Genomic DNA, 25,039 nt, shown 5'->3' on the forward strand with positions numbered 1-25,039 from the left:
CCCCCGGGACGACCGGGGGCGCGCCGCTGTCTCGTTCCCGCGCGGTCACACGCCCGCGTACGAGTGCTTTCCGGTGACGAAGATGTTGACGCCGTAGTAGTTGAACAGCCAGCAGCCGAAGGCGACCAGCGCCAGCGTCGCCGCCTTGCGGCCCTTCCAGCCCGCCGTGGCGCGCGCGTGCAGGTAACAGGCGTACGCGACCCAGGTGATGAAGGACCAGACCTCCTTGGGGTCCCAGCCCCAGTAGCGGCCCCAGGCGTCGCCGGCCCAGATCGCGCCCGCGATGATCGTGAAGGTCCAGAGCGGGAAGACGGCGGCGTTCACGCGGTACGAGAACTTGTCGAGCGTGGCGGCCGCGGGCAGCCGTTCCATGACGGAGGACCACGCGCGGCCTACGGCGACGCCCCGGGCGATCTTGGACTCGTACACGTCGCGCAGCAGGTAGAAGAGCGTGCCCACGGCGCCGAGGTAGAAGACCGCGCCGCAGAAGATCGCGGTGGAGACGTGGATCCAGAGCCAGTACGAGTGGAGCGCCGGGACCAGCTGGTCGCTGTCCGTGTAGAGCACGGTCGTCGCGATGCCCAGGTTGAGCAGGACCGTGGTGACCAGGGGCAGTCCGATCCAGCGGACGTTCTTCTTCGTGAGGAGGAAAGCGAGGTACGTGCCGACCGCCACCGTCGAGAAGGTGGTGGAGAACTCGTACATGTTGCCCCACGGGGCGCGCTGCACCGCCATCGCGCGGCTGATGACACCGGCGGCCTCCAGCAGGAAGCCGAGTGCGGTCATCGAGACGGCGATACGCCCGTACAGGTCGCCCTTGAGCGAACCGCCCGCCGCGCCCGGGCCGTCGGGCACGTCGCGGCGCCCGGCCGCCGAGCGCGTGATGACCTTGGGCCGCTCCAGGACGGCGGTGCCGCCGCCCTTCTCCTTCTCCGCCGTGCGCACCTCGACCGTGGCGGCGGCCTTCGCACCGGCGCCGGTCAGCGCGGCGGCGGTACGGCCGACCTTGCTGCGGCTGCCCAGGACCCACTCGGCGATATGGGCGAAGAAGGCCAGGGTGTAGACGGCCATGGACGAATAGACCAGCACATTGGCGGTGTGCGCCAAGCTCTCGTTGGTGGTGGCGGCGAGGATCACTTCTCAGCCCCTTCGACAGGCTCTCCGGTAGTGGCGGCGGCGGTGGATGTGTCTGAAACGTCCGTGTTCTCTTGCGATTCCTGGGCGGCGTCCGCGGCTTCTTCGGCGGTCGGCGCCTCGGCGTTGAGCGTCAGTGCCAAGTCACCCAGTTCCTCGGGGAGCTTCGCCGACTCGCTGCGCCCCAGGCCGGCCATCTCCACGACGGTGACGCCGTCCGCGCCCCGTACCGCGCGGACCCAGATCCGGCGGCGCTGGATGAACAGGGAGCCGACGAGGCCGAGCACCGCCCCGATCGCACCGGCGAGGGCGAACCCGTTGCCGGGCTGCTGGGAGACCGTGAAGGTGGCCCACTCCTTGATGTCCTTCTCGAAGGTCACCGAGCCCGCTCCGCCCGGCAGCTTCATCGTCTCGCCGGGCAGCAGCCGCGCCGCGAGCTTGTTGCCGTCGGCGTCCTTGAACTGCTTCATCTTGCTGGTGTCCAGCTGGTACACGTTCTGCGGCAGACCGGAGTCGACGCCGAGGCTGCCCACGTAGCCCGTGAGTGCCAGCACGGGATAGTCCAGTTCGGGGAACTGGGAGAACATGCTCCCGTTGCCCTTGCCCGCGAACGTCGGGACGAAGAAGGCGTTGAAGCCGAGCTGCTGCTTCTTGCCCTTGCTGTCGCGGTAGCCGTCCATCACCTTGATCGCGCCGGTCGACGTGATGTTGTTGTCGATCGGCAGGAGCGGGGTCGCGCCCTTGAAGACGACCTTGCCCTTGCCGTCGCGGACGGTGAGGACGGGCGCGTAGCCGTGGCCGATCAGATAGACCTTCGAACCCTTGACCTCCAGCGGTTCGTTGACCTCGATGACCGCCTTGCGCTCCTTGCCGCCCGCCTCGGTCTGGTAGCTGACGTGGGCCTCGAACTCGCGGGCGGTGCCGACCTGCGGTCCCTTGCGCTCGAAGGTGCCGACGAACTTGTCGAGGCTGAAGCTGAACGGCTCCAGGTCGTCGCTGTCGTACATGGACCCGGACTTGAAGTCGTCGTACTGCGTGAGGGTGTTGGAGAAGCCGTCGCCCTCCAGGATCAGCTTTCCGCCCTCGGACTTGAAGAGCTGCCCGGTGGCGAAGGCCACCAGCATGACGATCAGCGCGATGTGGAAGAGCAGATTGCCCGCCTCGCGGAGGTAGCCCTTCTCGGCGGCGACCGCGTCCCCGGCGGTGTGCGCGCGGAAGCGCCGCCGCTTGAGCATGGCGAGCGCGGCCTCGCGGGCCTCCTCGGGCTCGGCGGTGGTACGCCAGGTCGTGTACGCGGGAAGCCTGGTGAGCCGCTTGGGGGCGGCCGGCGGCCGGCCGCGCAGCTGTCCGACGAACTGCCAGGTGCGCGGGACGATGCAGCCGATGAGCGAGATGAAGAGGAGCAGATAGATCGCCGAGAACCACACCGAGCTGTACACGTCGAACAGCTGGAGCTTCTCGTAGATCGGCGTGACCGTCCCGTGCTTCTCCTGGAACGTCTGGACCTTGAGTTCATCGACGCTGTTCTGCGGGATGAGCGAGCCGGGGATGGCCGCGAGCGACAGCATGAAGAGCAGGATCAGCGCGACGCGCATCGAGGTGAGCTGGCGCCAGAACCAGCGGATCCAGCCGATCGGGCCGAGGCTGGGGCCGCCGACGGCGGACTCCTCGCGGGGCGCGGTGGACAGCTGCGATCCGGCGGCGCCGAGTTCGCGTGCCTCTGTTGCCTCGGGTGTGAGGGACGTCTCGTCGGCGCTCCCGGCGGAAGCCGCGGCGTCCGCGCTCTCCGCGTTCTTGACGGCCTCCGCGCTCTCGGCGGTCTCCGCGGGTGTCGTCTCTGTCTTGCTCATGGAACTAGATCCCCACCGTGAAGCCGTTGGTCCACGTCTGCATGTCTTGCATGATGCTGTCCCACACGCCGGTCACCAGCAGCACCCCGGTCGCGATCATCATCACGCCGCCGGTCCGCATCACCCACACGTAGTGGCGCTTGACCCAGCCGAACAGCCCCAGCGCCTTGCGGAACGCCACGGCGGCGAGCACGAAGGGCACCCCGAGACCGACGCAGTACGCGACGGTCAGTATGGCCCCTCGTCCCGCGGTCGCCTGGTCGAAGGCCAGCATGTTCACGGAGGTGAGCGTCGGGCCGATGCACGGCGTCCAGCCGACCCCGAACAGCGCGCCCAGTACCGGGGCCCCGACGAGACCCGACACCGGCCGCCTGTGGAGGCGGAATTCGCGCTGCGTGAGCCAGGGCAGCAGCCCCATGAAGAACACGCCCATCGCGATCATGAGCACACCGAGGATGCGGGAGATGACCGTCCGGTTGTCCTGGAGGGTGCTGCCAAAGTAGCCGAAGAGCGCGCCGCCGGAGACGAAGACCGCGGTGAAGCCGACGATGAACAGGACCGCGCCGGCGACCATCCGCCCGCGCCGGGCGTCGCCCAGATCGGTACCGCTGATGCCGGTGACGTACGACAGATAGCCGGGTACGAGCGGCAGCACGCACGGCGAGAAGAACGAGACCAGACCACCCAGCAGCGCGATCGGCAGCGCGAGCAGCAGAGCCCCGCTGAAGACCGTCTCATTCATGCCGGGAACAGCGGCGAGAACCTCCACGGGATCACTTCTCCGCGATCAGCGGGTCGATCATCTCGCGCAGCTTCTTGTCGTCGAGCGCCTTGAGCGAGCGGGCCGCGATCTTCCCGTCCCGGTCGAGCACGATCGTGGAGGGGATGGCCTGCGGGTTGAGGCTGCCTTTCGGGAAGCCGTTGACGATGAGCTTGCCCGCCGGGTCGTAGATGCTCGGGTAGGTGACGCCGTAGTCCTTCTCGAAGGCTATGGCCGAGCCCTTGTTGGCGTCGCGGGCGTTGAGCCCGACAAAGGCGATGTCCTGGCCCTTGGCCTCGGTCTCCTTGGCGACCTTCGCGAAGTACGGCGCCTCGGCGCGGCAGGGTCCGCACCAGGAACCCCAGACGTTCAGCACGACGACCTTGCCCTTGAGGTCGGCCACGTCGAGCCGCTCGCCTTCGAGCGTCTCGCCGGCGATCTCTCTGACCGGCTTGCGGTCGGCCTTGGCGACGGTCTGCACCCCGCCGGTGTTCGTCACGAAGTTGGTGTCACCGCCGCCGCCGGACGTGGCGCCTCCGCCGCAGGCCGCCAGGGTGAGCATGGCCGCCGACGCGACAACGGCCGGGAGTGCGGCGCGCGGGCGTCGGTACGAGCGGCTTGGGAGGGCTCGGCCAAAGTTCATGTGAAAAGTTTCGCATGGGCCATTCAGGGATCTTGTTCGCCCCCCTCGCTCCCGGGAAACGCCCTGTCGGCGGCCCGGACAAGACGCCGCCGTGCCACGAGTCGCGGCTCGCGCGGGGCGGCACGACGGCCGCTTCGCGGACCTCAGGCGGCTTTGAAGAAGGTGTTCCAGCCGCCGGCCGGAGCCTGGCCGACCTCCAGCGTACGGAGTTTGGTGAGCACCGCCGGGTCCTGGACGTCGAGCCAGTCCGTGAACTGCCGGAAGGACACCAGCCGTACGTCCTTCTTGCCCGCCATCCCCTTCAGCGCCTCTTCGACCGCATCCATATATATGCCGCCGTTCCACTCCTCGAAGTGATTCCCTATGAAGAAGGGGGCGCGATTCGACTCGTACGCGCGGTTGAATCCGGAGAGATACGCCTTGGTGGCCTGTTTGCGCCAGCCCGGATAATTCGCGGGAACACCCTTGGTCGAATTTCCCGACTGATTTGCGAGGATGTTGTAGTCCATCGACAGGACTTCGAAGGAATGCCCGGGGAACGGCACACCCTGCAACGGCAGATCCCATACGCCCTGCCGTTTGTCCGGCCACATCTGCCGGCCGCCGGGCGAGCTGGCGTCGTATCGCCAGCCCATCCTGGCCGCCGTGGGCAGCAGCTTGTCCTGGCCGAGCAGACAGGGAGTACGGCCGCCGACCAGTTCCCTGCGGTAGTCGAACGGCAGCGGGTCGAGCTCCTTCCAGCCGCTGTTGGTCTTCCATTCGGTGACGAAGCCGATGGCCTGTTCGGTCTCGTCGCGCCACTGCTTCGGCGACCAGTTGCCGACGGAGCCCGAGCCCGCGCAGAAGTGCCCGTTGAAGTGGGTGCCTATCTCGTGGCCTTCGAGCCAGGCCTGGCGTATGTACTTCAGCGTGTCCTTGATGTGCGCGTCGGTGAGATAACCGATGTCGGAGGCGCCGACGGCGTTGCCCGGCGGGCGGTAGAGCGTCTTCTTCGACTCCGGCAGCAGATAGACGCCGGAGAGGAAGAACGTCATCGCCGCGCCGTGGTCCTTGGCGAGATCGAGGAAGCGGGGGAAAAGGCCGTTGCCCACTTCGCCCGCACCGTCCCAGGAGAAGACCACGAACTGCGGCGGGGTCTCACCCGGTTCGAGCGGTACGGGCGCGGGCGGCTGGTGCGGCTGTTTTCCGGTGTCGGCCGTGGAACCGTCACCGATCATCCGCACATTCTTCTCACTTGGCTTGGCACTCGGCCGGCCGCTCCCCTTGTCTCCCGGCCCGCCCGTGTCCGGACCGCCATTGCCGGACGTGCCCGCGTCGGTACCGCAGGCCCCGATTCCGATTGCGGCCGCCGCCCCAATTCCGGCTCCGAGCAGGCCCCTTCGGCTCATGCCGCGCATTTTTTCCCCATCCGCGCTCGCTCATGTCACGCCCGCCGGTCATGCGGACGACAACACGTTAGATGGCACAGGGAACTCACAGGTTCCAGGAATTGGTAAAGCATTGACCTGTAACGGCGGATGTGACATTCACCGCGAACCGTGGGCGATTGGCCGACTACGCACCGAAGGCTTTCGAAGCGCCCTTCACCGGTTTGGCACCGGCGAGAAGATGCGCGGGTACGAGATCGCGCGCCGGTTCCGTATAGGCGACGGAGACCAGCTTCTCCCCCTCGTAGGTGAACGTCGTCAGGGACGCGAGCGTGCACTGCCTGCGGCGGGGGTCGTGCCAGAGCCTTCGGCGCTCGAAGTGGCTGCGCACGATCCAGATCGGCAGCTGGTGGCTCACGCACACGGCCTCGTGTCCGAGGGCCCGGTCGCGCGCGTCCGCCAGGGCGTCCTTCATCCGGGCGACCTGGTCGACGTACGCCTCGCCCCAGGAGGGCCGGAAGGGGTTGGTGAGATAGCGCCAGTTGGCGGGCGAGCGCAGGGCGCCGTCGCCGACCCCGAAGGTCTTGCCCTCGAAGACGTTCGCGGCCTCGATGAGGCGGTCGTCGGTGTGCAGGGTCAGACCGTGGGACTTGGCGACGGGCTGCGCGGTCTCCTGGGCGCGCTCCAGCGGGGACGCCACGACATGGGTGATGTCGCGGTCCGCCAGGTGCTCGGCGACGCGGTCGGCCATCTTCCGGCCCAGTTCGGAGAGGTGGTAGCCGTCGCGGCGCCCGTAGAGGACCCCGTCGGGGTTGTGGACCTCCCCGTGCCGTACGACATGGACGACGGTCCTCTCGGCGCTCATGCGTCCGCTCCCGTCTCGGTCGCTTCCGCCGCCGCGCGGGCGGCGGCCGGCAGGGCGGCGGCGACGCGCTCGACCGCGCGGTCGTCGTGGGCGGTGGAGACGAACCAGGACTCGAAGGCGGACGGCGGCAGATAGACACCGTCGGCGAGCATCGAGTGGAAGAAGGCGGTGAAGCGGAAAGCCTCCTGCCGCTTGGCGTCCTCGTAGTCACGGACCTCGTCGGCCGTGAAGAACACGGAGAACATGTTGCCCGCCGTCTGCACCCGGTGCGCGACACCCTCCTTGCCGAGGGCGTCGCCCACCAGTCCGCGGATCTCGGCCGACACCGCGTCGACCTTCGCGTACGCCGCGTCGTCGAGCAGCCGCAGCTGCGCGAGCCCGGCGGCAGTGGCGACGGGATTCCCGGAGAGCGTGCCGGCCTGGTAGACGGGGCCGGCGGGCGCGAGGTGCGCCATGACGTCGACGCGGCCGCCGAAGGCCGCCGCGGGGAATCCGCCGCCCATGACCTTGCCGAAGGTCATCAGGTCCGGCTCGACGCCGTCGATGCCGTACCAGCCGGCCTTCGACGTACGGAACCCGGTCATCACCTCGTCGGAGATGTACAGCGCGCCGTTTTCCGCGCACAGCGCCTTGAGCCCGGCGTTGAATCCGTCACGCGGCGGCACGACGCCCATGTTCCCGGGCGATGCCTCGGTGATCACGCAGGCGATCTCACCGGGGTGCGCCGCGAAGGCCGCGCGGACGGCCTCCAGGTCGTTGTACGGCAGTACGACGGTGTCGCCGGCCTGCGCGCCGGTCACCCCGGGCGTGTCGGGCAGCCCGAACGTCGCGACGCCGGAGCCGGCGGCGGCCAGCAGCGCGTCCACGTGCCCGTGGTAGCAGCCGGCGAACTTCACGATCTTGGCGCGCCCGGTGAAACCGCGCGCGAGCCGGATCGCCGACATGGTGGCCTCGGTGCCGGACGACACGAGCCGTACCTGCTCGACGGGCGCGACCCGGGCGACGATCTCCTCGGCGAGCGCGACCTCGCCCTCACCGGGCGTACCGAAGGACGTGCCGCGCGCGACGGCGGCCTGGACGGCCTCGATGACCTCGGGCCGCGAGTGCCCGAGGATCATCGGCCCCCAAGAACAGACGAGGTCGACATAGTCGCGCCCGTCGGCGTCGGTGAGGTACGGACCGTCACCGGACACCATGAACCGGGGCGTACCGCCCACGGCCCGGAAGGCACGGACGGGAGAATTCACGCCGCCGGGCGTCACGATCGACGCACGGTCGAAAAGCGCCTGCGAAACGGGGGCTTCGTATGAATACGACACTTTGGTCCTGATCTGCGATTCGAGGTCGGGTGGCCGGGACGAAGGATCTCAGCCACAGATGAGCCGGGCGCGAGGTCTCCTCGTATTACATAAGGGCGTCAACGCCCTCGCGTCTGCGAAACTGGGGCGTCATAGGGGAAGCTCACGCAATCCATGGTGTCAGAGCCTTCGAAGTATCTGCGGACAGGTGTTTCACCGGTCGTCCGTGGGGGAGGTCACTGTCACGATGATCGGGTTGCGCGGCCGGGGCTGCGAGTGGTCGGGTGGAGATATGCATCGCGGTGGCGGACTGGGCGAGGGGACCGATGACCTCGGTCCCGACCCTGCCCGACGGGGGAAACACCGGCGCCGCGAGCGAGAGGCCCGCGCGCAGCCTCCCGTCGGCAGAAACGGCGGCGGCCGGCCTCCGGGAGGCGGGAGCGGCCGGGTGGGGGTGACCTACAAATACTTCGGCGCCCCGGACGGCGCGACGGCGGCCCGGGTCCCCATCTCGATGCGCCCCGAGGAGCTGGGCGGCGACGAACTCGGCATGGGCGGCATGTTCACCAAGATCAAGCCCGAGACGATAGCCGCGATGGTCCTCACGGGCATCCAGGGCATGCCCCTGAACAAGGTCCCCCCACTCGAACTGGTCGTCCTGCACCCGGACTACGCGGTGGTCAAACTCCCCATGACGGTGGTGGACCCCCTGCGCGGCATCGGCGAGGAGTCGGTGGGAGCGGCGGCCTTCATCTGGTCCACCGTCCCGGACCGCGGCGGACCGCGGGACGCCTTCAACGTCTACCAACTGCTCCACGAATGGCAGGACTTCAGCCACCGCCTGCACGAGGCGGGCCACCAGCCGTACTGCCTGGTCTGGCCCTGACCCGGCTTCCGCACCGGACCCGTCACCCCGCGTTCCGCACGCCCGGCGACGAGGGCGCGGGCTGCCCGGTCCGGGTTGCGCTGCGGGCGCGGGGCGGGGCGAACCGGACCTCCACCGCCTCGTCCCAGGCCGCCGCGCGTACGCCGTAGAGGCTGTTCTGGCGGACGCGTCGCGGCAGGCCGACCGGGGTCACCGTCTCGGTCATGGTGAGCGGGACGAGATTCGTGACGTGACCGTCCGACGTCCGTGGCAGGTCCTGGACCACGTGGAGACCGTCGGCGGTCTCCCCCTGCCTGTGGTGGCGCCAGGCGCGGCTCCAGGCGTCCTCCCACGCGCGGCGCTCCGCGTCCGGGACCTCGCACGCGCGCAGGAACGCCTGGAACTGGGCCGGGTTGTGCGGCATCGCCTGGCGGTTCACGATCCGGTGGGCCGTGCTGCGGGGCAGCGCGCCGTACTCGCCGCCCCGTTCCTCCATCGTCCGCAGTGAGGGTGAACCGGCCTTCTCGTACAGCTCCCGCAGCCCGGCGCTCAGGTCGGCGAAGTCACGTACCAGGCCCGGGGACGGGGCGGGCGACGCGCGCCCGCCGCGGGCCGAGCGGGTCGCCTCGTACCTGGCCCGCTTCCAGAGGAGCTTGGCGTCCTCGGGGGACGCGTCGCAGGCGCGGGCGTAGGCGCGTACGGCGGAGAGCGTCGGGACACTCGAAGCCGACGCCGTGCGCTGGAGGGTGGTGGCGTGCACCCCCGCCCGGAGTGCGAGGTCGCGATAGCTCAGTCCCGCGCGTCTTCGCTGATCGCGCAGCCACTGCGCCAGACCGCGCAAGGCCCTGTTGTCGGTGACGATGGGCTTCTCCGGGCGCCCCACGGCCGCGCCGCCCTCAGACGGTCGGGCCGGGAGTCAGCAGGGCCCGTACGGCGATACGGAGCCCTCTCGCGGGCGCCGCGCGGCCGAGGGCGACGACGATGACGGCCACCAGGCCCGCCCCGCCCAGCAGTTGCAGAACGTCCAGGACGGGCAGGCCGGCGAACGCGACCAGGACCGCGGCCATGACGACGATCACGATGATGACGACGGCCTCGGGGCTGTACAGCCGGCGCGGGGCCGGCGCACCGCTCTCCACGCAGGACGCGGCAGGGGGTTTCTTGTTCACGGGGTATCTCCTGATCGTCGATGCCCGGCGGCCGAGGGCCGCCGGACACCCGCTACTGGCTCCAACTGGGTTGCAGACCACGGGCAGTTGCCGCCGCCCGGTGTGGTTGCCCAGATGTTCTCAGCAGCCGGGCAGCTAATCCCAATCCGAAAGGGGATAAAGATCTGATTGATGCGTGCCTGTCTGGCGTGCCCGGCGGAAGAAAAAGCGACGCAGAGTCAACTTCCAAGGCCCCGAGGACCTCTGACCGGTGCTGGACTTGGCCTCGCTGTGATCAACATGCTTGTCTGTGAGACGTGGTATGAACGCGTTGATGCGCGCACGCCTCAATCGAGGTTGCATGATCTTGTGCACCGCTGACACGATCCGCCGGACGCCGCGAGAGCAAGTGGTCTGTACCTCTCTCCCGGCGCCGACCCTGATCGCTACTGGCTCCAACAACCAGCTGAACAGGGCGTTACGGGCCTCCTGTTGCCGCACGAGCCCGCCGAAGGGCCGGTACCGCAGACGCGGTGCCGGCCCTTCGGACTGCGTGCCACCGGACCGCTCCTCACGGTGAGTCCCCCGTCGACGGCCCGCCCTGCGTGCCCGTGGGACTCTGCGGTTCGATCAGAACCATCGGGTCGTTGCCCTTCAACTGTTGCCAGACACCCACCAGGGCCACCACCTGCGCCACGAAGAAGGCCAGTTGGACCGAGGCCGTGCGGAGTTGGTAGATCGAGAGCAGCAGCGCCGCCTTCGTGGGCCAGTAGTGGCCCTCATTGCGGAACGTGTCGATGTCCATCGCCACGCCCGTCGTCGTCAGGACGAGCAGGGTCAGCGCCACATCAAGTGCCCAGGTGCCGGAGGGCTGTTCGACGGCCCGGCTGATGATCCAGTACAGGCCGACCGGGGTCGCGTACACCAGAGAGAGGCCCAGGGCCTTCGCCGGGCCCCGGCGGCCGGGCAGGACGCGCCACAGCGCGCCAAGGACGAAACCCGCCGCCGCCCAGATCACCTCCGAGCCGATCACGGACTGTACGAGGGTGACCACCCCGAACTGGTCCCTGGGCACGTTGCCCCACAGCGGCCCGCGTACATGGTTCGCCCAGAAGGAGATCGCGGTGGCCGGCAGCGCGATGACCGCGGCGAAGAACGCGGCCCGGCAGGCGTTGCTGAACCAGGTGTCGCGCGGGCCCCACGCCAGGATGAGTTCGATCGCGTCCACCGAGTCGGGCAGGGCCTTGCCGGCGTGCGGGGAGGTGGTGTCGTCGGGGTTCCAGCGGTGCAGGTCGTCGAGTCTGGTCTCCAGCCCGATCCGTTCGCCTTCCTGGTCGCCCTGCTCCCAGCGGCGCAGTTGCAGGTGGAGGTCGCGGTACTTGCGCGCGGAGTCGATCAGCCACGGACGGTCGGACTCCCGTATCACCTCGCGCAGAGGCGTCCCCGCCGGCAGTTCCTGGGACAGCACCGAGCGGCGGCGCCCCAGGCCGAGGAGGAGGAATCCGGCGAGCACGATCAGCGGCAGGTCCAGCAAGGACGCGGGCACACCCACGTACCAGCCCGGAATCGGCACCACCGAGGTCAGGAACAGCACGGTCAGGATCAGCTTCTCCGGCAGGGGCGGCGAGACCGGAGAGGCGCCGGGAGCGTTGGACCGGGCGGCGAGTACGGCGAGGAGTATCCCGTTACGGATGAGCCAGGCCGCCCAGACGGAGAAGGTGTCCGGCCAGTCGGAGGGGAACCAGGCCATCGAGTTGTAGAGGTGCGCGAGATGCCAGCGGTCGTAGAACTCGTCTCCCGGACCGATGCTGAGCCAGGCCTCCTGCTCCCACGAGTTCTGCTTGGCCCATACGGCCAGAGCCACGATCGCGACCGCCGTGATCGCACAGAGAACGAGCAGCCACCGGAGCGAGCGGCCCTGTCGGGGCCTCCCCGGCAGCTCACCGGGGCGGGCTCGGAGCCGCCGTACCGCCGACGCCGTGCCCACCAGCCAGACGAAGGCGACACAGCAGCACGCGAGCGCGAGCCAGAGGAAGCCGCCCGTGTACCGGAGGCGTTCGATGTCGGCGATGTCGTTCTCGTCGAGCCAGAAACCGGCGGGCAGCCCGAACCAGTGCGGGGCGCTCGCCATGACCACCGGGTACGCCGTGGCGACCAGGACGGCCGACAGCGCGGCGATCCGGAGCCGGCCGAAGAAGCCGTACAGGCCGAACAGACAGAAGGCCGCGCCACCGCACGCCGCGAGCCCGAAATGGATGGCGGTCCGGTACTCCGGCCACCAGTCGAGCACCCCGTAGTCGCCCGCGAGGCTGGGGGCCATGTCGTCGACTTCGTAGACCAGCGCCACGGCGAACGCGACGTACGCCCAGAGCAGGAGATCGCGCCGGGCGGTCCTCTCGTCGGCCGTCTCCCGGGACGACGCCGGGGCGGCCTCGTCGGCGGGTGTCCGCGGAGGCGACGCCGGCGTACGGCGGAGTCTGCGCACCAGGACCAACATCACAGGGAACACGGCGAGTTCCCAGGTCAGCCAGGTCACGGACGGCACGAGATACCAGGGCTTCTCGCCCCACCCCGTTATCAGGGCCTTCATCGCCGGTGGCTGCACGGCGATCCGTACCTCGGGCGGCTCGCCGCCGGCCTTGGCCCGGACCCAGGTCAGCCGGGTGGTGGATCCCTTGGTCGGGGTCGGGGACATGGTGCGCGCCGCGCGCCCGCCGAGGTCGACCGTGATCTCCCGCCACCACGCCTTGTCCAGGGCGGGCGGACGCACCAGGGCCAGCGTCCAGAACCGCTTCCCCACCGTGATGCGCCAGGGGCCGAAGTCCCGGTCGCGCCGGTCGTACACGTAGGTGACGGCCCGCTGCCGTACCGTGATCCACTTCGCCTCGACCGTCACCTCGGGCGGCCAGGGGCGCGCCTCCGTGTCGCGGTACGGATAGGGGTCGTCCGGGTAGCGCAGCACACACCGCATGGCGGACCGGTAGCGCTCGGTGTCCCCGTTCAGCAGCAGACTCCGCGCGAGCTTCCAGGTCTTCGGCACCTGGACCACGAGATCGGTCTCCGCCTTGGTGTAGTCCTCGCCGTCGTGCTTGAGGCGCACCGAGGTGGTGACCCGCGCGGTCTTCAACTGCCCCGACAGGCAACTGTCCTCGGCCTGCGGCGAGGCGGCCGAGGCCTTGCCGACGGCGCCGAACGACGACAGCGCCAGCAGTCCCGTGAAGACGAACAGCAGCAGTGCTCGCCGCATCCCCTGCCCCCCGCGGCAGTCAACCGGTTCAACGAATCCTCGGATCAACGGAGATGCAGACTAACCGGCAACGGCGGCCAGGGGCCATCGCACCGCGTACGCGGACAACCCGGGGGTACCCGAACCACAACGGCGCTCCCGGCGCCCGTGGGCCACGAAGGCCATGAACCCTACGTAAGGAGGCCGCACATGATGATCGTCGGCATCGTTGCCGTCTGCGCAGTACTCCTGGTACTCGCCTTCCTGCTCCCCCGTCTGTCGCGCCACCCGGAGCGCGGCACACAGCGCAGGCGGACAGGTCGCGGGCAGGGCCCCCGGGACGCTCGGCAGGCTCCTGCGCAAGCCCTTCAGCAGCAGTTCCCGCGCGGTCGGCCGCAGCGGATCCGCCGGACGGCGCACCCGCGGGCGGATGCCCTTCTGACCCGGCCGAACCCCGGACATGTGTGATGCCCGCCGGATTCCGGCGGGCATCACACGTGTCGGGCCACGCCCCGTCGCTCGCTACTTCGCCTCAAGTGCCTTCAACGCGATGTTGAGTTCGAGGACGTTGACTCGTGGTTCGCCGATGAAGCCGAGGATGCGGCCGTCTTTGTGGTCGTTGACGAGTTTCTGTACTTGTGTGATGTCGAGGTTGTTGAGTTTCGCGACGCGGTTGACCTGGATGTCGGCGTACTGGGGGGAGATGGCGGGGTCGAGGCCGGAGCCGGAGGAGGTGACGGCGTCCGGTGGGACGTCGGAGGGTTTGATCTTGTGGCCGTCGACGGAGTTGTCCTTGACGACGGCGGCTTTGGCGTCTTTGACCCACTGGATGAGTTCTTCGTTGTCTCCGGCGCGGTTGGTGGCGCCGGAGAGGATGAGTTGGTACTGGGTGTTGACGCTGTTGGTGCCGAGCCCGTTCGAGGGGCGGGGCTGGAACCATTTGAGGTCGGGATCGGGGGTCTCCTGGCCGTCTTTGAGGGGCAGGTCGTAGCGCTGGCCGATGAGGGAGGACCCGACGGTCCTGCCGTCGGCTCTGATCTCGGAGCCGTTGGCCTGGTGGTGGAAGAGGCCCTGGCCGATGCCCATGACGGCGAGGGGGTAGATGACGCCGCAGATGATGCTCAGGACGAGCAGGGCGCGCAGGGCGGCGCCGAGGAGGCGGGCGGTGCTTCCGACGGTGGTGTTCATGGACATCAACCGATTCCGGGGATGAGGGAGATGAGGAGGTCGATGATTTTGATGCCGGCGAAGGGGGCGATGAGGCCGCCGAGGCCGTAGAGGCCGAGGTTGCGGCGGAGCATCCGGTCGGCGCTCATGGGTCGGTAGCGGACACCGCGCAGCGCGAGCGGCACCAGGGCGACGATGATCAGGGCGTTGAAGATGACGGCCGAGAGGATCGCCGACTCCGGGGACGACAGGTTCATGATGTTGAGCTTGTCGAGGCCGGGGTGGACGACGGCGAACATCGCGGGGATGATCGCGAAGTATTTCGCGACGTCGTTGGCGATGGAGAACGTCGTCAGCGCACCGCGGGTGATGAGCAGCTGTTTGCCGATCTCGACGATCTCGATGAGTTTGGTGGGGTTGGAGTCGAGGTCGACCATGTTCCCGGCCTCTTTCGCGGCCGAGGTGCCGGTGTTCATCGCGACACCGACGTCGGCCTGGGCGAGCGCGGGGGCGTCGTTGGTGCCGTCGCCGGTCATCGCGACGAGTTTCCCGCCGGCCTGCTCACGACGGATGAGGGCCATCTTGTCCTCGGGGGTGGCCTCGGCGAGGAAGTCGTCGACACCGGCCTCCTCCGCGATCGCCCGCGCGGTCAGCGGGTTGTCACCGGTGATCATCACGGTCTTGATGCCCATCCGGCGCAGCTCCTCGAACCGCTCCCGCATCCCTTCCTTCACCACGTCCTTCAGATGGATCACACCCAGGACCCGCGCACCGGCCCCGTCCTCCACCGCCACCAGAAGAGGCGTACCGCCCTCCTGCGAGATGCGGTCGGTCAGGGTGTGGGCGTCGGGCGCCACCCGGCCACCGCGCTCGGTGACCCAGGCGACGACCGAACCGGCCGCCCCCTTGCGGATCTTGCGCGCGGCTCCGTTCTCCACGATGTCGACACCCGACATACGGGTCTGTGCCGTGAACGGCACCCATTGCGCGCCGGTGAGTTCGCCCTGCGCACGCTCCCTCAGGTCGTAGGTCTGCTTGGCGAGTACGACGACGGAGCGGCCTTCGGGTGTCTCGTCGGCCAGCGACGACAGCTGCGCGGCGTCGGCGAGATCGACGGCGGTGACGCCTTCGACGGGCAGGAAGGCCGCCGCCTGGCGGTTGCCGAGGGTGATGGTGCCGGTCTTGTCGAGGAGCAGTGTCGAGACGTCGCCGGCCGCTTCGACGGCGCGTCCGGACATGGCCAGGACGTTGCGCTGGACGAGGCGGTCCATGCCCGCGATACCGATCGCGGAGAGCAGCGCGCCGATCGTGGTCGGGATGAGACAGACGAGGAGCGCGGTGAGCACGATCATCGACTGCTCGGCGCCGGCGTAGATCGCGAACGGCTGAAGGGTGACCACGGCCAGCAGGAAGACGATCGTGAGGGACGCGAGGAGGATGTTCAGCGCGATCTCGTTGGGGGTCTTCTGCCGGGCCGCGCCCTCGACGAGGGCGATCATGCGGTCGATGAACGTCTCGCCGGGCTTGGTCGTGATCTTGACGACGATCCGGTCGGAGAGGACCTTCGTGCCGCCGGTGACCGCGCTGCGGTCACCGCCCGACTCCCGGATGACGGGGGCCGATTCACCGGTGATGGCCGATTCGTCGACGGAGGCGACGCCTTCGGCGACATCGCCGTCTCCGGGGATGATGTCGCCGGCCTCGCACACCACGAGGTCGCCGATCCGCAGCTCGGTGCCCGGGACGCGTTCCTCGCCCCTGCCCACCACCCGCCGCGCGACGGTATCGGTCTTGGCCTTGCGCAGGGTGTCGGCCTGGGCCTTGCCGCGGCCCTCGGCGACGGCTTCGGCGAGGTTGGCGAAGATCGTGGTCAGCCACAGCCAGGCGGTGATCGCCCAGCCGAACCAGTCGCCGGGATCGGAGATCGCCAGCGCGGTGGTGAGGACCGAGCCGATCTCGACCACGAACATCACCGGTGATTTGACCATCACCCGCGGGTCGAGCTTCCGCAGCGCGTCCGGGAACGACTTGAGCAGCTGCCTGGGGTCGAACAGACCCCCGCCGACACGCCCGTCCTCCGGACGGTGCGAGGTCGGCACGTCCGAGTGCGGGGCCCGCGAGGGGCCGAGCCCCGAGCCGGAGCCGGAGCCCGGGTCGGGCGCGGAGGTGGAAGTGGAGGTGCTCATGACGCGAGTCCTTCGGCGAGCGGTCCCAGCGCGAGGGCGGGGAAGTAGGTCAGACCGGCGACGATCATGATCGTGCCGACGAGGAGCCCGCTGAAGAGCGGTTTGTCGGTACGCAGGGTGCCCGCGGTCATGGGTACCGGTTTCTGTTCGGCCAGCGAACCGGCCAGAGCCAGGACGAACACCATCGGCAGGAAACGCCCCAGCAGCATCGCGATACCGATCGTGGTGTTGTACCACTGCGTGTCCGCGTTCAGCCCGGCGAAAGCCGAACCATTGTTGTTCGCACCCGACGTATACGCGTACAGAACCTCGGAGAACCCGTGCGCGCCACTGTTCGTCAGCGAATTCAGCGGAGTGTCCATCACCATCGAGACAGCGGTGAAACACAGCACCAGAGCCGGAGTGATGAGGATGTAGCACGCGGCGAATTTGATTTCCCTGGTACCGATCTTCTTCCCCAGGTATTCCGGTGTCCGCCCGACCATCAGCCCGGCCAGGAACACCGCGATCACCGCCATGATGAGAATCCCGTACAGACCGGATCCCACACCGCCGGGCGCGATCTCACCCAGCTGCATCCCCAGCATCGCGATACCACCACCGAAACCGGTGTACGACGACAGGAACGAGTTCACCGCACCCGTCGACGTCAGCGTGGTCGCCACCGAGAAGATCGAAGAGGCACCGATCCCGAACCGGGTCTCCTTGCCCTCCGTCGCACCCCCGGCCAGATCGAACGCCGGCCCGCCGTGACGGAACTCCGTCCACATCATCAGCGCGGTGAACACCACCCAGATCCCGACCATCGCCGCGAGGATCGCGTACCCCTGCCGCACACTGCCGACCATCCGCCCGAACGTCCGCGTGATCGACAGCGGGATCACCAGGATCAGGAAGATCTCCAGCAGATTCGACAGCCCGTTGGGATTCTCGAACGGATGCGCCGAGTTCGCGTTGAAATACCCGCCGCCGTTCGTACCCAGCTCCTTGATCGCCTCCTGCGAGGCGACCGCACCCCCGTTCCACTGCTGCGAGCCGCCCATGAACTGGCCGACCTCATGAATACCCGCGAAGTTCTGGATCGCCCCGCACGCCACCAGTAGCACCGCACCGACCACCGCGACCGGCAACAGGATCCGCACCGTGCCCCGCACCAGATCCGCCCAGAAATTCCCCAGCTCACCCGTACGGTGCCGGGCGAACCCGCGCACCAGCGCCACCGCCACCGCCAGACCCACAGCCGCCGACAGGAAGTTCTGCACCGCCAGCCCACCGGTCTGCACCACATGACCCATGGCCTGCTCGCCGTAGTACGACTGCCAGTTGGTGTTCGCCACGAACGACGCCGCGGTGTTGAACGCCTGGTCCGGATCGACCGAGGCGAACCCCAGCGACCCGGGCAGACTCCCCTGGACCCGCTGCAACAGATACAGGAACAGCACACTGACCAGAGAGAAACCCAGCACACCGCGCAGATAGGCGGGCCAGCGCATCTCAGTGGCAGGATTCGCGCCCACAGCCCGGTAGATCCACCTCTCCACCCGCAGATGCTTCGGAGAGGAATAGACACCGGCCATGTAGTCGCCGAGAGGCCGGTATGCCAGCGCCAGCGCCACCATCAGCGCGAGCAGCTGCAGCACACCGGCAAGGACGGGGCTCATCAGGGCTCAGAACCTCTCCGGGAACAGAAGGGCGAGGACGAGATAGCCCAGCAGAACAACAGCGACGACAAGACCGACAACGTTCTCCACGCTCACAGCCTCGCCACCCCCCTGGCAACGAAAGCCACCAACGCGAACAACACGATCGTGGTCACGACGAAGGCCAGATCGGCCATCGCGAACTCCTGAAAGAGGTCGGGAAATCACGGACCTCTAGAGGAAAACCTCTTTTCTCCGGAACACGAGTGACGTTGACGTGTCCCATACGGCTGGGGAGGCGCGGTTAACGGATCTCATACACGGATGGCCCCTACATGACTTGCGCCCGGCAGGATTCCTGCCGGGCGCGAGTCGTATGAGCGAGCTGAGATCTTCCCCGGGATCTCCCCCGGGATCCTCGGGATTCCCCCCAGTGCGTCAGCCGGCGCGTGCGGCGGGCGTACCCGTTACGGTCTCCGGTCCCTGCCCGGCGGCCTGTCCGCCCGCGGGACGCAGGACGCGCTCCGCCAGCGCGCCGAAGATCAGCCCGAAGGCCGTCCACAGCAACGCCTGCACACCCAGGGAGGCCAGCCTGAACTCCCAGAGCAGCGCGGCCGGGAAGGTCTCCTTGACCGCGTCGGTGTTGGCGGGCAGCAGCAGACAGGCCAGGGCCATGACCACCGCATAGCCGCCGCCCGCGGCGACGGTCGCGTTCCAGTTGCCGAGCGTCGGCGCGAGCCGGCGACCGGCGATGACGGCGGTCACGGCGACCAGCACGCTGAGCACGATCATCAGGAAGAAGAGCGTCGTGCGCTTGCCGATGGTGTCGGGATTGCCCACGGCGGGTGGCGTCGCGGGGTATTTGAGGAACGGCACGAGATAGACGGTGGTGAAGGCGGCGCCCGCGACCAGCGCGGCCGTCGCCCGGGGGCGGAGCCGGCCGACCCGGCCCAGACAGATGGCGAAGGCCAGGGAGGCGATGCCGCCCAGGGCCACTCCGTAGACGAGGACGCCGGTCGCGAGACCGAAGGTCGACTGGACCGGCCGCGTGACCAGTTCCTCCTCTTCCTCGGCGGGCGCACCCGCCGCGCCGTCGTGTTCGTGCGCCGGCGCGGACTGCGACTCCTCCAGGGCGATGGAGGAGTCGATGGACGGCTCCCCCACCACGTAGGCGAGCGCGAAGGCGAGGAGCCCCGCGACGACGCCCGCGATCATGCCGCGGACCAGAAGGGTTCTGACGGTGGACGTCTGCATGGTGATGTTCTCCGAGGGTGACCTCCGTCCGTGAGATCAGTGGCAGGGGAAGCCGAGCAGATGACGGCCGTCGTGCACCCACTCGTGCACACCCGCCCCGGAGAACACCGACGTCGCGCCCTGTTCGGCACCGACGAAGTACAGCAGCACCAGCATCAGCGTGCCCACGAAGACCGCCCAGGGCAGAACCGCCCGCAGGGGCAGGGGAGTCAGGGGCGATATCGCTGATCCGGCGGATGAAGAAACGGCCGGGGGCACAATGGACTCAGCCACGGCACAACCTCCTTGGGAACTCGCGTCCCGTTCAGTGGAGCTCGCACGACGACCATCGGGTCTGACTCACCGGGCCGCCTCGCCGCGCGTACGCGGTGGCTGCTCGGCATACAGTGGCGCGACCGTGCCGGAATCTCACCGGACTTCCGTCTTGCCGTCGTGATATCGACGTGAACGTACCGCGATCGGGCAGGTGGGCCAAGAGGGCGACCGGCCCGGCGCCCCCGACACGGGCCTCCGGCGGGCGGCGCGGGAGTTGAACGGCACGGGCGGTGCCCCGTGAACGTACGACCCTGGAGAGCCCGATGACCACACGCGTGACGTTGATCTCACCGGCGCTCAGCACCGCCCTGCGCGAGGCGCGTTTCGCCGACGGACCGCTGGACGCGACCGGCCTGCGGCAGGCCGAGGCCGTACGGGGCGCGCACGCCGTCGTCGAGCAACGCGCCACCGCGGACCGGGTGTTCGCGTCCCCCTCGGTGCGCTGCCGTCAGACGGCGGAGGCGCTCGGTCTGGTCGCGGAGCCCCTGCCCGAGCTGCGCACCTGCGCGATGGGCCGCTGGCGCGGGAAGCGGCTGGACGAGGTCAGCGCCACCGACCCGCAGGCGGTGGCCGCCTGGCTGAGCGACCCGACGGCGGCGCCGCACGGCGGGGAGTCGCTGAAGGCGCTGCACAGCCGGCTCGGCCACTGGCTCGACGCGCTGGGCACCGACGCGCGCCGCGAATCGGCGCGCGTCCTCGCGGTGGCCGAGCCCGATGTCGTACGGGCGCTGACCGTGCACGCGATCGGCGCGCCGACGCAGGTGTTCTGGCGCATCGACGTACAGCCGCTGACGGTCACGGAGTTGAGCGGGCGCAACGGCCGCTGGAATCTGCGCAGCGGCCGTCCCCTGCACGGCGGTTGATCCGAAGGACCCGGTGTGGAGGGCGCGCGGTCACGCCGCCGCGGCCGGTCCCACCAGTTCGCCGAGCACGTCCTCCATGGTCACGAAGCCCAGCACGGTGCCCGCCTCGCCCGTCACGGCCGCGAGGTGGCTGTCGGCCGCCCGCAGCGCGGTGAGCGTGTCGTCCAGCGGGGTGTCGATCCGGACCCGCGTCACCGCGTGCAGGGTCGAGCGCGGAAACGGCTTGGTCCGGTCGGCGACGCCGAGGGTGTCCTTGATGTGCAGATAACCCAGGACGGCGCCGGCGGGCCCGGTGACCGGTATCCGCGAGAAGCCGGCCGACGACGCGATCCGCTCCAGTTGCTCCGGCGTCACCCGGTGGTCGACGGTGACCATCCGGCGCAGCGGTACGAGGAGTTCGCCGACCGGGCGGGTGCCCAGCTCAAGGGCGTCCCGCAGCCGTTCGCCGTCGGCCGGTGAGAGCAGCCCCGCCTCGCTGGAGACGGCGACCATACGGGCGAGTTCGTCGTCGTTGAAGACGGCGGCGACCTCGTTTTTTGGCTCCACCCTGAGCAGCCGGAGCAGGATGTTGGCGAACGCGTTGATGCCGAAGACCAGCGGACGCAGCGCGCGCGTCAGCGCGACCAGCGGGGGACCGAGCAGGAGCGCGGTCCTGGCGGGCGCGGCGAGCGCGATGTTCTTCGGGACCATCTCGCCGAACAGCATGTGCAGATAGGTGGCCACGGTCAGCGCGATCACGAACGCGATCGGGTGCACCAGGGCCTCGGGCACCCGCGCCGCCTCGAAGCCGGGCTCCAGCAGATGCGCGATGGCCGGCTCGGCCACGGCGCCGAGTACCAGCGAGGAGACGGTGATGCCGAGCTGGGCCGTGGCCATCATGGCCGACAGGTGTTCCAGCCCGTACAGCACCGTGTGGGCCCGCTTGTCGCCCTTGCGGGCGTGCGGCTCGATCTGGCTGCGGCGGACGGCGATGAGGGCGAACTCGGCGCCGACGAAGAAGGCGTTGGTCAGCAGCGTCAGTGCGCCGATGACGAGTTGCAGAGTAGTCATCGGGCTTCTCCGGCGTACTGGCGCGAGGGGTTGTCGGTGTCGGGCGCGGGATGTGCGCGGGCCGTTCCGGGCTTGGGCAGCCGTCCGTTGACCGGGGGCGGCTCCGCGACGGCGCGCGCCGGCTCGGTGACGCGCACGCGGTCCGCGCGGTGGTGCTCGATGTCCAGGACATCCAGCCGCCATCCGTCCAGCTCGACGGTGTCGCCCTCGACGGGAATGCGCGCCAGGCGCGTCGCGACGAGTCCGGCGACGGTCTCGTACGGTCCCTCCGGGGCGACCAGTCCGATCCGGGCCAGCTCGTCGATCCGTACGCTGCCGTCCGCCTCCCAGGTCGCGAGCCCGGCCTCGTTCGGCGGGGCGGGCAGCAGGTCGGGGGTCTCGGCGGGGTCGTGCTCGTCGCGCACCTCGCCGACGACCTCCTCGACGATGTCCTCCATGGTGGCGACACCGGCCGTGCCGCCGTACTCGTCGATGACGACGGCCATCGTGCGCGAGGCACGCAGCCGGTCCAGCAGCCGGTCGGCGGTCAGGGTGTCGGGCACCAGCAGCGGCTCGCTGGCCAGCTCGGTGACGGCCACCCGGGCGCGCCGCTCCGGGTCCAGGGCGAGGACGTCACGGATGTGGACCGTGCCGATCACCTCGTCCAGGGTGTCGCGGTAGACGGGGAAGCGGGAGAGGCCGGTGGCGTACGTCAGGTTGGCCGCGTCGGCCGCTGTCGCGCCGGCCTCCAGCGCCTGGACGTCGATACGGGGCGTCATCACGTTCTCGGCGGTCAGCTCGCCGAGGCGCAGGGTCCGTACGAACAGCTCGGCCGAGTCCTGCTCCAGCGCGCCCTCGGCGGCGGAGTGCCTGGCCAGGGAGATCAGCTCGTCCGGGGTGCGGGCGGAGGCCAGCTCGTCGGTGGGCTCCAGGCCCATTCGCCGGACAAAACGATTCGCCGTGCTGTTGAGATGCCGGATGAGCGGGCCGAAGGCGGCGGTGAAGCCGCGCTGGGGGCCCGCGACGACCTTGGCGACGGCCAGCGGCCGCGAGATCGCCCAGTTCTTGGGAACCAGCTCGCCGATGACCATCAGCACGACCGTGGAGATCACCACGCCGAGGACGGTGGCCACGACCGAGGCGGCCGAGCCGAGGCCGACGGCCTTCAGCGGCCCGCGCAGCAGTACGGCCATGGACGGCTCGGCGAGCATGCCGATGACCAGCGAGGTGACGGTGATGCCGAGCTGGGCGCCGGACAGCTGGAACGTGAGCCGCCGGACGGCCTTCAGTGCGCCTTCGGCGCCGCGCTCACCGGCGGCGGCGGCGCGCTCCAGGCTGTCGCGCTCGACGGTGGTCAGCGAGAACTCGGCGGCCACGAAGACGGCGCAGGCGAGGGTCAGCCCGAGAGCGATCAGGAGAAGCAAGGTCTCGGTCACCGTGCCACCCCCGCTCCGCCGGTCTGATGGTGCGGAGAGGAACTGGCACGGCTGGTACTAGGAGGCTCCATCGTGGAACTGCTGCTTCCTTCTTGGTCGGTCGGGTGTCCCCGCCGTGATCGGCCAGGAGGGACGGAATCATGGTAAAGGAATGGCAAATGGAATGGGAGTGGCCAGAACGGTGACCAAGAGTGACTGAGGTCACTCCGCCGGTGCGGCGGGTCACGGGCGGCTCCGACAGCTCGGACAGCTCCGTCCGCCCAGGACATCGCTCAATGGCGCTCGCGCCACTCGGCGGCGATCTCCTCGATGTCGTACGGCTTCTTGTTCAGCGGCGGCCCGGCGGGCGGCCTGGCGATCGCGGCGCGGATCCTCTCGTTGATGTCGGTGATGATCCGCCGCGCCTGCGCCTCCGAAGCGGCCTCGCGGGCGGCGACGACCGCGTCCTCGACCTCCTTACGGAGCATGAGCGTCGGCGGCAGGTAGGAGATTCCCTCCCGCTCCATCTTTCCCTTGATCCACCAGAGTTCGTCGTACGGGGCGTCCACGGACGGCAGCGGCTTACCGGCACCCGGCAGATCGTCGAAGGCGCCGCGCTCGGCCGCCTCACGGATCTGCCGGTCCACCCATGTCTCGAAGGTGATGCCGGGTGGCTTGCGCTCGGTCATCGTGCGGCCTCCTCTTCCACCATGGCCCGGGGCCCGGGGCGCCGGAGCGTGGGCCCCTTCCATAGTGCCTGGGGTACGGGCGCGCCGGAATGCTCAGAAGTCCTTCGCCGGCCAGTCCAGCAGCCGTGCGCCGATCACGGCCGTCTGGAGCGTGTAGCGGTGGAACGGCTCCGCCGGGTCCGACCCGGTGAGCTTGTGTATGCGCTCCAGCCGGTACGTCAGCGCGCGCACGCTCAGATTGAGCCGCCGCGCCGCCTCCGCGCCCACACACCCCGCGTCGAAGTACGCCGTCAGCGTCTCCAGCAGCGGTCGGGCGCCGCCGCGCGCCTCCTTCAGAGGACCGAGCGCGCTGCGTACGAGATCGGTCAGCGCCTCCCGGTCCCGGCTCAGCACCGGGTAGACCAGCAGATCGTCCGCGCGGAGCACCGGCTCGTCCAGTCCCATCCGGTCGGCGAGGTCGTGCGCGTTCAGGGCTTCCTCGTAACTCTGCACCACCCCGCCCGCGCCCGGGTGCGCGCGCCCGATGGCGACCCGCCCGCCGTCCGTCGCCGCGTGCGCCTGCTTGGCGAAGTAGGTGAGTACGTCCCCCTGGTCGGCGGGCGCGACGCAGATGAGCCGCCCGTCCTTGGTGGTCAGCAGGATGCGGCGGTCACCGAAGCGGGAGACGAGGGCGAGTTCGATACTGCGGGCGGCGGGGTCCGTCTCCGCGTACGCGGCCTCCCCGACGGCCACGGCCACCGCGTGCGCGTGGGAGAGCTGGAGCCCGAACCGTCCGGCCCGCTCGGCGAGCCTGCCCAGGTCGCTGCGCCCGTGCAGCAGGTCGTCGATGAACTCGCGCCGGGACGCCTCCTCGCGCCGTACGGCGATCCGCTGGGCCCGCTCGTAGCCCTCGGCGAACGCGTCGACGGCCTGCTCGACGGCGGCGAGGACGCTGTCGGCGGACGCCGCACTCGCCGACGAGACGGGCCAGGCGGCGCGGGTGGCGGTCAGATGCCGGCTGACGAGTGCCCGCAGGCCGTGCCCGGCCTCGGCGGCCTGCTCGCCCAGTGCGCGGCGCGAGTCGAGTTCGTCGCGGGTGAGGCGGCGCCCGGTCACCGAGACGTCGGAGAGGATCCGGTCGTAGCCGGTCAGGTACTCCGCGAAGGGCCCCTGGTCCGTGGGCCGGCCTGTCGTCTGATCCGCCATCTGGGCCCCCGGCTTCCTGATCTGTCCTGACGCGTTCTTAACGCGGGTGCCACCCAGCTTGTCAGAGCCGGATTCGGCGACGGCACCCGGCATTAAGGACGCGTAAAGATTGCCGGGATCCGGCAGTGCGCGCACAGCCC

Annotated in this window: 22 protein-coding genes and 1 pseudogene; 3 read left to right on the top strand and 20 right to left on the bottom strand. The window is 69.4% G+C overall.

The window, feature by feature from the left end; all coding sequences use genetic code 11:
- Nucleotides 1-45 precede the first annotated feature (45 nt).
- The 7 genes from ccsB to hemL form a co-directional block, all read right to left on the bottom strand.
- A complete protein-coding gene (ccsB, locus tag IEY79_RS13985; RefSeq protein WP_189107741.1) occupies nucleotides 46-1,137 on the bottom strand; it encodes a c-type cytochrome biogenesis protein CcsB in 1,092 nt (363 codons plus the stop codon).
- Nucleotides 1,134-2,984: a cytochrome c biogenesis protein ResB gene (gene resB / locus IEY79_RS13990; protein ID WP_189107742.1), complete on the bottom strand. Its 1,851-nt coding sequence runs from the start codon at nucleotides 2,982-2,984 to the stop codon at nucleotides 1,134-1,136. The genes ccsB and resB overlap by 4 nt, the downstream gene beginning before the upstream one ends.
- A 4-nt stretch (nucleotides 2,985-2,988) precedes the next feature.
- Nucleotides 2,989-3,726 carry a cytochrome c biogenesis CcdA family protein gene (locus IEY79_RS13995; RefSeq protein WP_189107831.1) on the bottom strand — a complete coding sequence of 246 codons (738 nt, stop codon included), beginning with the start codon at nucleotides 3,724-3,726 and terminating at the stop codon, nucleotides 2,989-2,991.
- Nucleotides 3,727-3,757: 31 nt separating this feature from the next.
- Nucleotides 3,758-4,387 carry a TlpA family protein disulfide reductase gene (locus tag IEY79_RS14000; RefSeq protein ID WP_189107743.1) on the bottom strand — a complete coding sequence of 210 codons (630 nt, stop codon included), beginning with the start codon at nucleotides 4,385-4,387 and terminating at the stop codon, nucleotides 3,758-3,760.
- 143 nt (nucleotides 4,388-4,530) lie between these two features.
- Entirely contained in the window at nucleotides 4,531-5,784 is a 1,254-nt protein-coding gene (locus IEY79_RS14005) for a polysaccharide deacetylase family protein (protein WP_189107744.1), read from the bottom strand.
- A gap of 157 nt (nucleotides 5,785-5,941) precedes the next feature.
- Nucleotides 5,942-6,619, bottom strand: coding sequence for a histidine phosphatase family protein (locus tag IEY79_RS14010; protein WP_189107745.1), 678 nt, complete (start codon nucleotides 6,617-6,619; stop codon nucleotides 5,942-5,944).
- Nucleotides 6,616-7,938 carry a glutamate-1-semialdehyde 2,1-aminomutase gene (gene hemL / locus IEY79_RS14015; protein ID WP_189107746.1) on the bottom strand — a complete coding sequence of 441 codons (1,323 nt, stop codon included), beginning with the start codon at nucleotides 7,936-7,938 and terminating at the stop codon, nucleotides 6,616-6,618. The genes IEY79_RS14010 and hemL overlap by 4 nt, the downstream gene beginning before the upstream one ends.
- Nucleotides 7,939-8,209: 271 nt before the next feature.
- Here hemL and IEY79_RS14020 point away from each other — a divergent pair, with 271 nt between their 5' ends.
- Complete coding sequence (locus IEY79_RS14020; protein WP_189107747.1) at nucleotides 8,210-8,803, top strand: hypothetical protein; 594 nt, start codon at nucleotides 8,210-8,212, stop codon at nucleotides 8,801-8,803.
- A 22-nt stretch (nucleotides 8,804-8,825) separates the two neighbouring features.
- On the opposite strand, the gene IEY79_RS14025 is transcribed toward IEY79_RS14020, so the two are convergent.
- The 3 genes from IEY79_RS14025 to IEY79_RS14035 all read right to left on the bottom strand — a co-directional run bounded on the left by IEY79_RS14025 (nucleotide 8,826) and on the right by IEY79_RS14035 (nucleotide 13,177).
- Nucleotides 8,826-9,665: a helix-turn-helix domain-containing protein gene (locus IEY79_RS14025; protein WP_189107748.1), complete on the bottom strand. Its 840-nt coding sequence runs from the start codon at nucleotides 9,663-9,665 to the stop codon at nucleotides 8,826-8,828.
- Between the two features lie 13 nt (nucleotides 9,666-9,678).
- On the bottom strand, nucleotides 9,679-9,951 hold the full coding sequence (locus IEY79_RS14030) for a hypothetical protein (RefSeq protein ID WP_229700854.1): 273 nt from the start codon (nucleotides 9,949-9,951) through the stop codon (nucleotides 9,679-9,681).
- A 550-nt stretch (nucleotides 9,952-10,501) separates the two neighbouring features.
- A complete protein-coding gene (locus IEY79_RS14035; protein WP_229700856.1) occupies nucleotides 10,502-13,177 on the bottom strand; it encodes a DUF6185 family protein in 2,676 nt (891 codons plus the stop codon).
- A 189-nt stretch (nucleotides 13,178-13,366) separates the two neighbouring features.
- On the opposite strand from IEY79_RS14035, the pseudogene IEY79_RS37355 reads away from it, so the two are divergent.
- Nucleotides 13,367-13,598, top strand: a pseudogene (locus tag IEY79_RS37355) (DUF6411 family protein).
- Between the two features lie 80 nt (nucleotides 13,599-13,678).
- Here IEY79_RS37355 and IEY79_RS14040 read toward each other — a convergent pair.
- The 6 genes from IEY79_RS14040 to IEY79_RS14065 form a co-directional block, all read right to left on the bottom strand.
- Nucleotides 13,679-14,344, bottom strand: coding sequence for a potassium-transporting ATPase subunit C (locus IEY79_RS14040; RefSeq protein ID WP_189107749.1), 666 nt, complete (start codon nucleotides 14,342-14,344; stop codon nucleotides 13,679-13,681).
- A gap of 5 nt (nucleotides 14,345-14,349) precedes the next feature.
- Nucleotides 14,350-16,509 carry a potassium-transporting ATPase subunit KdpB gene (kdpB, locus tag IEY79_RS14045; protein ID WP_189107750.1) on the bottom strand — a complete coding sequence of 720 codons (2,160 nt, stop codon included), beginning with the start codon at nucleotides 16,507-16,509 and terminating at the stop codon, nucleotides 14,350-14,352.
- Entirely contained in the window at nucleotides 16,506-18,170 is a 1,665-nt protein-coding gene (kdpA, locus tag IEY79_RS14050) for a potassium-transporting ATPase subunit KdpA (RefSeq protein ID WP_189107751.1), read from the bottom strand. Before kdpA ends, kdpB begins: the two co-directional genes overlap by 4 nt.
- Before the next feature lie 6 nt (nucleotides 18,171-18,176).
- Nucleotides 18,177-18,266, bottom strand: a complete 90-nt coding sequence (gene kdpF, locus IEY79_RS14055; RefSeq protein WP_189107752.1) for a K(+)-transporting ATPase subunit F — start codon at nucleotides 18,264-18,266, stop codon at nucleotides 18,177-18,179.
- A gap of 321 nt (nucleotides 18,267-18,587) precedes the next feature.
- On the bottom strand, nucleotides 18,588-19,403 hold the full coding sequence (locus IEY79_RS14060) for a CbtA family protein (protein ID WP_189107753.1): 816 nt from the start codon (nucleotides 19,401-19,403) through the stop codon (nucleotides 18,588-18,590).
- A 36-nt stretch (nucleotides 19,404-19,439) separates the two neighbouring features.
- On the bottom strand, nucleotides 19,440-19,625 hold the full coding sequence (locus tag IEY79_RS14065) for a CbtB domain-containing protein (RefSeq protein WP_364470190.1): 186 nt from the start codon (nucleotides 19,623-19,625) through the stop codon (nucleotides 19,440-19,442).
- A 356-nt stretch (nucleotides 19,626-19,981) separates the two neighbouring features.
- Here IEY79_RS14065 and IEY79_RS14070 point away from each other — a divergent pair, with 356 nt between their 5' ends.
- The gene (locus IEY79_RS14070) at nucleotides 19,982-20,581 is read left to right on the top strand and encodes a histidine phosphatase family protein (protein WP_189107755.1); all 600 of its coding nucleotides are present in this window, start codon (nucleotides 19,982-19,984) and stop codon (nucleotides 20,579-20,581) included.
- A 30-nt stretch (nucleotides 20,582-20,611) separates the two neighbouring features.
- Here IEY79_RS14070 and IEY79_RS14075 read toward each other — a convergent pair whose 3' ends face one another.
- The 4 genes from IEY79_RS14075 to IEY79_RS14090 all read right to left on the bottom strand — a co-directional run bounded on the left by IEY79_RS14075 (nucleotide 20,612) and on the right by IEY79_RS14090 (nucleotide 24,899).
- Complete coding sequence (locus IEY79_RS14075) at nucleotides 20,612-21,631, bottom strand: hemolysin family protein (RefSeq protein ID WP_189107756.1); 1,020 nt, start codon at nucleotides 21,629-21,631, stop codon at nucleotides 20,612-20,614.
- Nucleotides 21,628-23,046 (bottom strand): hemolysin family protein, encoded by a 1,419-nt coding sequence (locus IEY79_RS14080; RefSeq protein ID WP_189107757.1) that lies wholly within the window; start codon nucleotides 23,044-23,046, stop codon nucleotides 21,628-21,630. The genes IEY79_RS14075 and IEY79_RS14080 overlap by 4 nt, the downstream gene beginning before the upstream one ends.
- Before the next feature lie 272 nt (nucleotides 23,047-23,318).
- Nucleotides 23,319-23,714, bottom strand: coding sequence for a DnaJ family domain-containing protein (locus IEY79_RS14085; protein WP_189107758.1), 396 nt, complete (start codon nucleotides 23,712-23,714; stop codon nucleotides 23,319-23,321).
- A 93-nt stretch (nucleotides 23,715-23,807) separates the two neighbouring features.
- Entirely contained in the window at nucleotides 23,808-24,899 is a 1,092-nt protein-coding gene (locus IEY79_RS14090; protein ID WP_189107759.1) for a PucR family transcriptional regulator, read from the bottom strand.
- Nucleotides 24,900-25,039: the final 140 nt, after the last annotated feature.

The sequence above is a fragment of the Streptomyces camponoticapitis genome, assembly GCF_014646115.1.
Taxonomy (GTDB): domain Bacteria; phylum Actinomycetota; class Actinomycetes; order Streptomycetales; family Streptomycetaceae; genus Streptomyces; species Streptomyces camponoticapitis.

Bases quoted from the DNA above. Each gene is read 5' to 3' on its own strand.
- IEY79_RS14035 (WP_229700856.1), bottom strand. From the start codon at position 13,177: ATGCGGCGAGCACTGCTGCTGTTCGTCTTCACGGGACTGCTGGCGCTG.
- IEY79_RS14040 (WP_189107749.1), bottom strand. From the start codon at position 14,344: ATGAACACCACCGTCGGAAGCACCGCCCGCCTCCTCGGCGCCGCCCTG.
- IEY79_RS13995 (WP_189107831.1), bottom strand. From the start codon at position 3,726: ATGAATGAGACGGTCTTCAGCGGGGCTCTGCTGCTCGCGCTGCCGATC.
- IEY79_RS14005 (WP_189107744.1), bottom strand. From the start codon at position 5,784: ATGCGCGGCATGAGCCGAAGGGGCCTGCTCGGAGCCGGAATTGGGGCG.
- IEY79_RS14060 (WP_189107753.1), bottom strand. From the start codon at position 19,403: ATGCAGACGTCCACCGTCAGAACCCTTCTGGTCCGCGGCATGATCGCG.
- kdpA (WP_189107751.1), bottom strand. From the start codon at position 18,170: ATGAGCCCCGTCCTTGCCGGTGTGCTGCAGCTGCTCGCGCTGATGGTG.
- kdpB (WP_189107750.1), bottom strand. From the start codon at position 16,509: ATGAGCACCTCCACTTCCACCTCCGCGCCCGACCCGGGCTCCGGCTCC.
- IEY79_RS14010 (WP_189107745.1), bottom strand. From the start codon at position 6,619: ATGAGCGCCGAGAGGACCGTCGTCCATGTCGTACGGCACGGGGAGGTC.
- resB (WP_189107742.1), bottom strand. From the start codon at position 2,984: ATGAGCAAGACAGAGACGACACCCGCGGAGACCGCCGAGAGCGCGGAG.
- IEY79_RS14075 (WP_189107756.1), bottom strand. From the start codon at position 21,631: ATGACTACTCTGCAACTCGTCATCGGCGCACTGACGCTGCTGACCAAC.
- IEY79_RS14070 (WP_189107755.1), top strand. From the start codon at position 19,982: ATGACCACACGCGTGACGTTGATCTCACCGGCGCTCAGCACCGCCCTG.
- IEY79_RS14090 (WP_189107759.1), bottom strand. From the start codon at position 24,899: ATGGCGGATCAGACGACAGGCCGGCCCACGGACCAGGGGCCCTTCGCG.
- IEY79_RS14000 (WP_189107743.1), bottom strand. From the start codon at position 4,387: ATGAACTTTGGCCGAGCCCTCCCAAGCCGCTCGTACCGACGCCCGCGC.
- IEY79_RS14085 (WP_189107758.1), bottom strand. From the start codon at position 23,714: ATGACCGAGCGCAAGCCACCCGGCATCACCTTCGAGACATGGGTGGAC.
- IEY79_RS14020 (WP_189107747.1), top strand. From the start codon at position 8,210: ATGCATCGCGGTGGCGGACTGGGCGAGGGGACCGATGACCTCGGTCCC.